This window comes from Corynebacterium sp. HMSC034B08 (genome assembly GCF_001835805.1).
GTDB classification, from domain to species: domain Bacteria; phylum Actinomycetota; class Actinomycetes; order Mycobacteriales; family Mycobacteriaceae; genus Corynebacterium; species Corynebacterium coyleae.
The window spans coordinates 1-1,532 of the sequence record NZ_KV825970.1 but is presented as its reverse complement, the minus strand read 5'-3'; the positions used below and the strand labels follow the sequence as shown (position 1 = coordinate 1,532).

Below are 1,532 nucleotides of genomic sequence, written 5' to 3'. Positions count from 1 at the left end.
GTACTGGGCGCGTGCCATGTAGGCCGCATGCTGGGAGCCTGCGAGCGAGGCCGGGCATTCGGTGGAAGCGATACAATGAGTGGAACCATGACGACGGCGTACATTGCCCAACGGCGATTCTGGTTGAAAGGAATCTTCGCGTCGTTACGGAACACTACGGTGTAAAGTACGGTGGCCGTCGCCAACCCGAGCAGGATCCAGAAAAATGTTCCAGGAACCCAGGGTCGGAGTACCCCACGCCCTTGACGTTTTTGACGTAGGCCTTCCCTGCACCCATCACCGCGGTGTATAGCACGGCAAGCCAAATTGCCTTCTTCATTAGCTCTCCTTGAGTGGGCCAGGCCCGTTAGATTAGATGTTTCCTCGGGGCATTGGCCCCGGGATATCTGGTGGCTGAACGATAGCGGAGGATACCAGTGTGGCGTCCACCGTGGCCACGATGTGACGATGAGGGACGCCGGCTCGTGCTTCCTGTAATAGACGTGCCAAGGTTGCGATGAGCTCAACGGTTGAGGTCTGCTGCGAAGTGGTCCCGATCAAAGAGAGCGAGAGCCGCGCGAGCGACCACCTCCGGCTCCGTAATCGGGATGGCGTGACCAGAATCACGTGCCACGATGAGCTGGGCACTTGCTGTCCGAGCGGCAGATAAGTGGTGGGCCTCGCGGATTGCCGCACGCATCTTTTCGCTCTCGCCGACCATCGCTTGGGCGCCACTGATCACGGTCACGGGAGAGCCGTAGTGCTGATCGTCGGTTGCTAGCTGCGCGAGACCAGTACGCAACGATCGCAATTCGGCAGCGGCCTCACGTGCTGCTGAAACGGTCGTAGAGTCCTGAAGCACTCGTGTCATCACGTCCGGCGGCAGCCCTCGGAGAATGGGGTGTACATCGCAGAAAGCAACCGCAGCCGAGCAAGCGACACTAGACTCAGGCGCTGCAGGGCCAAGGACAGCGGGCGGAACTTATCCAAGAGGTGTTCATCGCTTGGATCGACGAGCACAAGTCCTGCGACGCGCTCGATGCGGCCCGCCGACATGCCCTGTGCAGTACGTACGATGGGACCGCCCCAGCTATGTCCGACGAGGACGACAGACTCGTAAGATTGAGCTTTAACGACACACGCTAGGTCGTTAGCGAGTCGTTGCAGTTTCCGCGTAGCTGGATCCGGATCGCTGTCGCCGATGCCCGCTCGGTTATAGGCGACCACGCGGCAGTGGGGCGCAAGGTGGCGCATGACCGGAATCCAGTAGTGTGCGCTCATCCCCAGGCCAGCCTCACACACGACCAAACGCGGCCCCTCGCCGAGGCTGATCGATGCTAAGCGTCTACCGTCAGGAGTCACGACCACATCACGGGTGGGCATCGGCTGCATAGGTGTGCCTTTCTCGCGGTGACCGGTGTGGGCTCGAAGGGCGTGATCATACCAACGCCGCTCACACAGACAAAGATAGGCTACCCTAATTCATCCTGACCGAGGAAGCCGTGAAAGCAGGATTGGGCTGTGTCAAATTTTGTGGACGGGTAAACCCGTTG

General features: G+C 60.0%; 3 protein-coding genes. All 3 read right to left on the bottom strand.

All coding sequences use genetic code 11. The features are described 5' to 3' along the window. Nucleotides 1-154 precede the first annotated feature (154 nt). Nucleotides 155-319, bottom strand: coding sequence for a hypothetical protein (locus HMPREF2656_RS13130; RefSeq protein WP_167594494.1), 165 nt, complete (start codon nucleotides 317-319; stop codon nucleotides 155-157). A gap of 183 nt (nucleotides 320-502) precedes the next feature. Further along, on the bottom strand, nucleotides 503-850 hold the full coding sequence (locus HMPREF2656_RS10200) for a hypothetical protein (RefSeq protein ID WP_070816648.1): 348 nt from the start codon (nucleotides 848-850) through the stop codon (nucleotides 503-505). Beyond that, on the bottom strand, nucleotides 850-1,362 hold the full coding sequence (locus HMPREF2656_RS10195) for an alpha/beta fold hydrolase (protein WP_256381256.1): 513 nt from the start codon (nucleotides 1,360-1,362) through the stop codon (nucleotides 850-852). Before HMPREF2656_RS10195 ends, HMPREF2656_RS10200 begins: the two co-directional genes overlap by 1 nt. Nucleotides 1,363-1,532 lie beyond the last annotated feature (170 nt).